We start from the raw sequence: 6,000 nt of genomic DNA on the forward strand, positions 1-6,000 counted from the left end.
GCTGACAAACGTCTCTAACCACCAAGCTCTTTTTGTATAACACTATAACTGCGCCGAAAAACGGTCAGTCATTAATCATATAAAGGAAATTACTATGTATCTAATTACGAAAAACATCTACGCGTTACTTATTGTTACTGCAACGTTTACAGCTAACTATGCAAGCGCTGATCAAACGACTATTGATCAGATTGAATTGGCATCACAGCAAAATAATGTGGCTCAACTTACGCAAATCGCAAACACAGCCAAAGGCTATGACGCAGCGCTCGTTAACTACCGCTTAGCTATTGCACATAACATTATGGGCGAGCAAGAAAAAGCGATAACCTTACTCGATAGCGCACAGATGATTTTAACGGATGAAAAACTAAGCGAAGATGAAACAGAGGTTAACGCATTACTTGCCCAAGTGTACGGCTATCGCATTTCGATAAAGCCAATTACAGGTATGTACTACGGCATTAAATCGTCTAACGCGCTTTCAAACGCCAGTGAAACGGATGAAACAAACCCGCGTGTGCATTTAATTAAGGGCATTATCGCTTACAACACACCAAATATTTTTGGTGGTAGTAAACAACAAGCGCTTAAGTCACTCAATACTTCAATTAACCACTATCAAAATGACGATAATCTGGGTTATCAGTGGGGTCAGGCTGAAGCATTGGTTTGGCGTGGGCTTACTCACTTAGCGCTTAACGATGTAAAAAGTGCGCTTGATGATTGGCAGGCATCACTCGACATCGCACCAAACTACACCTGGCCACAAATGCTTATTAGCAATAATCAAGGTTAACCGCACAACAAACAGCTAATGGGCAGCATGCTGCCCACTCTCTACTTAGGATCTATCATGAAAACACTAGAACAGTACCGTGAAGAATTTAAACAGAAAAAACTACTCGCAATGCCAATCGCTGGCTGTTTCACATGGGCCGTATTGGGTATTTTAGGTACCTTTATCGACAGCCAATACATGGGGCTTATCACATTTATTGGTACCGGAATGATTTTTTACATCGCGTTAGGTGTCGCCAAGTTCACGAATGAAGCCTTGTTTGTTAAAAAATCCGAGCGCAACCCATTTGATAATTTGTTTTTAAGTACAGTTCTTATGTCTTTGATGGGTTACGGCTTAGTGATCCCAATGACTCAACTTGATCACACCACCGTACCGTTAAGTGTGGGTATTATATCGGGGTTAATGTGGCTTCCGCTTTCTTGGACGTTGCAGCACCCACTCGGTATTATTCATACAGTCACACGCACAGTATCCCTTGTAATTTTATGGTATTTATTTCCGGAAGATAGATTTGTAGTACTGCCTTTTGCTATTGTACTCATCTATTTATTTAGTATTTACCAACTGTATTCACGCTGGCAAAATCAACTAAAGCAAACACACTCAACGTCATTAAACGTAGGTCTAAATGGATAATTTTAAACAAAGCCTCGCGGTAGAAGGAAAGTCATATTGGGTGTGGGGGCCACTTGCCTTTTCTAGCTTTTATTTTTTACCACTTATTTTTAGTTTTGAACGGTTTGCGCTATTTAAACTTATCGCAATGTTTATGTTGTATTGCGTATTTCTTGTCTGTTACGTAAAAGCGGTAAACGCGAAAGGTGAAAAAGCACTCGTACCCGTATTAACAATCGTAGCCCTTGCTACTTTCGGCGCTTATATTACACCGGGCACACAAGCACTGTTTGGCTTTGCCTGCTATTTTTGTGGCTTTAACTTTAGGCAACATAAAGGGTTACAAGGGTTAATAGGCGTATTACTTGGCATTGCGCTATCGGCCTATTTGTTTAATCTGATGGATTTGTACTACATAGTGCCAGCCCTTATCACCAGTATTGGCTTATATTTTATGGGCCGTGCTGAGCGCCGCGAACGCCAACATAGATTAAGTGAACAACAAAGCCAGCAACAAATAGAACAATTAGCTATGGTGGCAGAGCGCGAGCGTATCGCCCGAGATTTACATGATTTAGCAGGTCACAGCTTATCGTCAATCGCGCTAAAAGCAGAGCTTGCTGAAAAGCTTATCTCGAACGACCAAGTATCGTTAGCACAAAACGAAATACAGCAAGTGGCAACCCTTAGTCGTGAATTATTAAGCGACATTCGCCAAGCCGTTACCAATATGAAGCAGTTTAAATTAGACGAACAGTTAAACCACCTAAAAGGCGAGCTAATGCAAAACGGCTTTCAGGTAAACATCAAAAATAACTTACAAAACGCCTCACCAGCTTTACAAAATACCGTATCACTTGTGCTAACTGAAGCAACCACTAATATTTTGCGCCATAGCAAAGGCAACAAAGTAACAATTGATATTCGCGAAAACGAAATTTTGGTAACAGATAATGGCAAAGTGCATACATTTACAAACGGCAATGGCCTTAGCGGTATAAAACAGCGTATTGAAGCACTGGGTGGTGAACTCCTTGTCAGTAACAAAAATGGCTTTTGTTTAGCCATGACTTTTAAAACGGAATTAGCATGATAAATGTACTTGTGGTTGAAGATCAGCAAATGGTTAGAGAAGCAATTAGCGCGCTGGTTGGTTTAGACCCGTTTATTAATGTTGTTGGCCAAGCACAAGACGGCAAAGCAGCACTCACGTTTTTACATGAAAACACAGTCGATATTGTGCTTTCAGATATTGAAATGCCAAATATGACGGGAATTGAATTAGCGGAATCACTGCAAAAGAATAATGCTAATTTAAAAACCATGATTATGACGACCTTCTCAAAAGCGGGTTACATAAAGCGCGCGATGAACGCAGGTGTGTATGCCTTTATCTTAAAAGAAGCCCCGTCAGAGCAACTCATTAATGCTATTAAATCGGTGCAACAAGGTAAAAAGGTGATTGATCCAGAACTTGCCCTACTCGCACTATCAGATACCGATCCACTTAACGATAAAGAGCGTAAAGCACTTAAACTTGCAGGCGAAGGCCTTAAAACCCACGATATTGCCGCTAAGTTATTTTTATCAGAAGGCACTGTTCGTAATTACCTGTCAGAAGCTATTAGCAAATTAAACGCGGTAAATCGTGTGGATGCAGCGCGTATTGCAAAGCAAAAAGGCTGGTTATAAACCAGCCTTTGTAAACATATTATTAGTAGCTCATATCCATTCTGACATTTTTAAATTTTTGGTCCGTTCAAATCGTACTGTTGATAAGGTTTACTATAAGCGAACAGCGGTCTTTCAAAATTTCTTTTCTATTTCGTCAACGTATATTGCTTGCATAGTCAGGAAAACGACCTAATCGCTCGTTTTGTCCTGAGGTAAAAGCCATCACTGCTGAATTTTCATTGCACTAGCAAATAGTTATGAAGTTTGTTACAAATGAGTCATTCATAAAAACGAGCAACACTGTGGTAGAAAAACGCGCGATTCGCTCGCTATAAACATGTTAGTTGCCTAAGGAAAATTGTGTTTTTAATTAAGGAAAATGAGACCACTTTTACTATCTGGTGGAAATTCATTGGCTCAATAGTTGTAAGTATTATCGGCGTAATTGCTCTTGTTACTGGGACACTTTATATTCCTGCTCGTGACCGTTTTTTAACTGAACAAACAGACCCAAATATGTTTTGGTTGTTGTTGGTTTTCCTATTTTTGTTATCAGCTCTTTCTTTCTGGCAAGGCAGCTATGTAATCTATCAAAAGTATTTTGGTAACGACAGCAACTAACAAGTTACTCAAAAGGACGCAAAACGCTTGGCTTGCGCTCCTTCGTCGCTAATTTTAGCCAAGCATTTATGCGCCCATTAGTAAGACGTTATAAGCCAAGGATAGAGCATTGAAGCCTTCCATATATGTTTTTTTTTTAAGTATGTTACTAAGTCATTTTACTGTCCTTGCCGAGTCTAAGGTTAGTTTTGCTACGATTGAAAATGTACAGCTTGAATATATTGATATAGGTACTGGAGATATTAATATCATTATTGAGTCAGGCGTAGGGATGGGGGTTAATTATTGGAAGCCACTATTAACTAAATTAAAAATGCTTAAACATCGAGTTATTATTTATTCACGTGCTGGCAATGGCAGCTCAACAGCAACTATTGATGTTTCTGTTCAGAAATCTAATAAGCGCTTATATGCTCTACTAAAGCTATTAAATATTGATAAAAATATTATATTAGTTGGGCACTCATTTGGAGGTATTCATGTTCGCGAATATGCTACTTCTTATCGGGAGCAAGTGATAGGTTTAGTATTACTAGATCCAAGTCACGAACAATTTTCGAAAAAGTTAATTCAGTTAGATAAAGCTTGGGCGGAGAGAGATGATAAAAAGCTAAATTCACTTTTGGCTCAAAGCCAAGAGTGGAAAGTTTTGCAAAAAATATATCAAAATGAGCAATTAAAAGATAACGGATCTATTACTAAAATACCGACTGTTATTGTCACCTCCAGTAAATTAGGAGAAAGCGATTGGTGGGTTGGCCACAGTGAGAAAGGGAAAGAAATATGGAGAGAGCTCCACTCTTCATTAATAAGGTATAACCCTAATTCAATTCATATTGTTTCAAATTCAACTGGTCACAATATACCTATTGATTCGCCTAGTTTAGTTAATATAGCTATTAAACAAACAGTTGATTTGGTTAATGGATTATAACAAGACAATGAAGTCGGATTCTTAATAGTTGGGTCATGGATGATTCTTGTGATTAAAAAATATTTATTAACGGTGCTACTTATCGTTTCAATGTTGATGCCTGATTTAGTCGTTGCGAATAAACTACTGAGTCAAGATATCGATTACAGCAATAAATACCAACCACTGCTAGATAACCTTGTATCAAAACATATTCCCGGGGCAGTGCTCTTGGTTGAATCAAAACACGCCAGGTTTATAGGTAGCGCAGGATTTAAAGACTTGGAAAAAAAGCAGCCAATGACAACAGATGTTGTGATGCCAAACGGTAGTGCAGGGAAAAAATTAACTGCGTTGCTGATCGCTTTATTGGCAGAGGAAGGGATCGTTGATCTTGATTCACCGATAAGCACATACCTTGATAAAGAATTACTCGGGAAAATCCAATATTCGAATAGAATGACTTTAAGGCATTTATTAAATCACACAAGTGGGATTTTTGAATATAATGATGCGAGTGAGTATGCGTTTTTTAAAGCGCAATATGCTCAAAAAAATAAAGTTACAACTGACATGTTTCCATTAAGCTTTGCGTTAAACCAACCTGCAGACTTTGCGCCAGGTAAAGGATATTCTTATTCGAATACTGGGTATGCACTTGCTGGAGTCATTTTAGAGCGTGTTTTAAAAGAGCATCCATCAAAGGCAATCAGAAAGAGGATTCTAGAACCATTAGAAATGACTTCTAGTTACTCTAAAGGGGTTGAAAAACATCATCCAGAGCTTGCTTCAGGCTTTTTTATCAATGATGAAGATCCTTTTTTCCCAACCCCGTTGAATGTGTGGGTTGATACAAAAGATATTATTGGGACAACTGCCACATCTGACGCTCCTTTAGCATCAAATGTTAATGATATGGCGAAACTTCTAAGGGCCATCGTACGCAAAAACAACGTGGTAAGTGAAAATGTGAGAACGCAAATGATTGGCGAAGAGCACTTAATTGAATCGTGGGGGCCACGTTTTTATCGTGCATCAGATTTCTATTATGGGCTTGGTATTTGGGTTGAAGAAATTAATGGTAGAAAATTCTACCATCATGGAGGTACTGAAATTGGCTATTTTACGCAAAATATTTACATCCCAGAGGGAGATGTCAGTATTACTGCTTTTGCGAATTGTGGTGTAAACGACAAATGTGAAGAAGCATTTCAAAACTTTACTTTTGAGGTGTTAGACTCCTTTTTAAATGTTACTACGGGCACATAACATATGCTTTAATTGTGGGTCTCGAAACCTCGGCTGACAAACCATAACTAGGCTCTCATCTTCGAAACTAGAATCTCATAAGGCGTTTTTCCTTTCAAGCCAC

General features: G+C 38.8%; 7 protein-coding genes. All 7 read left to right on the forward strand.

The window, feature by feature from the left end; all coding sequences use genetic code 11:
* The first annotated feature begins 94 nt into the window (after window positions 1-94).
* The 7 genes from C2M30_RS19435 to C2M30_RS19465 all read left to right on the forward strand — a co-directional run bounded on the left by C2M30_RS19435 (window position 95) and on the right by C2M30_RS19465 (window position 5,897).
* Complete coding sequence (locus C2M30_RS19435) at window positions 95-799, forward strand: tetratricopeptide repeat protein (protein ID WP_105172952.1); 705 nt, start codon at window positions 95-97, stop codon at window positions 797-799.
* Between the two features lie 57 nt (window positions 800-856).
* Window positions 857-1,441 carry a DUF7010 family protein gene (locus tag C2M30_RS19440; protein ID WP_105172953.1) on the forward strand — a complete coding sequence of 195 codons (585 nt, stop codon included), beginning with the start codon at window positions 857-859 and terminating at the stop codon, window positions 1,439-1,441.
* Window positions 1,434-2,513, forward strand: a complete 1,080-nt coding sequence (locus tag C2M30_RS19445) for a sensor histidine kinase (protein ID WP_105172954.1) — start codon at window positions 1,434-1,436, stop codon at window positions 2,511-2,513. The genes C2M30_RS19440 and C2M30_RS19445 overlap by 8 nt, the downstream gene beginning before the upstream one ends.
* Window positions 2,510-3,112: a response regulator transcription factor gene (locus C2M30_RS19450; protein ID WP_105172955.1), complete on the forward strand. Its 603-nt coding sequence runs from the start codon at window positions 2,510-2,512 to the stop codon at window positions 3,110-3,112. Before C2M30_RS19445 ends, C2M30_RS19450 begins: the two co-directional genes overlap by 4 nt.
* A gap of 342 nt (window positions 3,113-3,454) precedes the next feature.
* The gene (locus tag C2M30_RS19455; protein WP_105172956.1) at window positions 3,455-3,715 is read left to right on the forward strand and encodes a hypothetical protein; all 261 of its coding nucleotides are present in this window, start codon (window positions 3,455-3,457) and stop codon (window positions 3,713-3,715) included.
* A 109-nt stretch (window positions 3,716-3,824) separates the two neighbouring features.
* Window positions 3,825-4,649, forward strand: a complete 825-nt coding sequence (locus C2M30_RS19460) for an alpha/beta fold hydrolase (RefSeq protein WP_158683593.1) — start codon at window positions 3,825-3,827, stop codon at window positions 4,647-4,649.
* 48 nt (window positions 4,650-4,697) lie between these two features.
* Complete coding sequence (locus C2M30_RS19465) at window positions 4,698-5,897, forward strand: serine hydrolase domain-containing protein (RefSeq protein ID WP_158683594.1); 1,200 nt, start codon at window positions 4,698-4,700, stop codon at window positions 5,895-5,897.
* Window positions 5,898-6,000: the final 103 nt, after the last annotated feature.

The organism is Pseudoalteromonas sp. T1lg24 (assembly GCF_002964745.1).
GTDB classification, from domain to species: Bacteria; Pseudomonadota; Gammaproteobacteria; order Enterobacterales; family Alteromonadaceae; genus Pseudoalteromonas; species Pseudoalteromonas spongiae.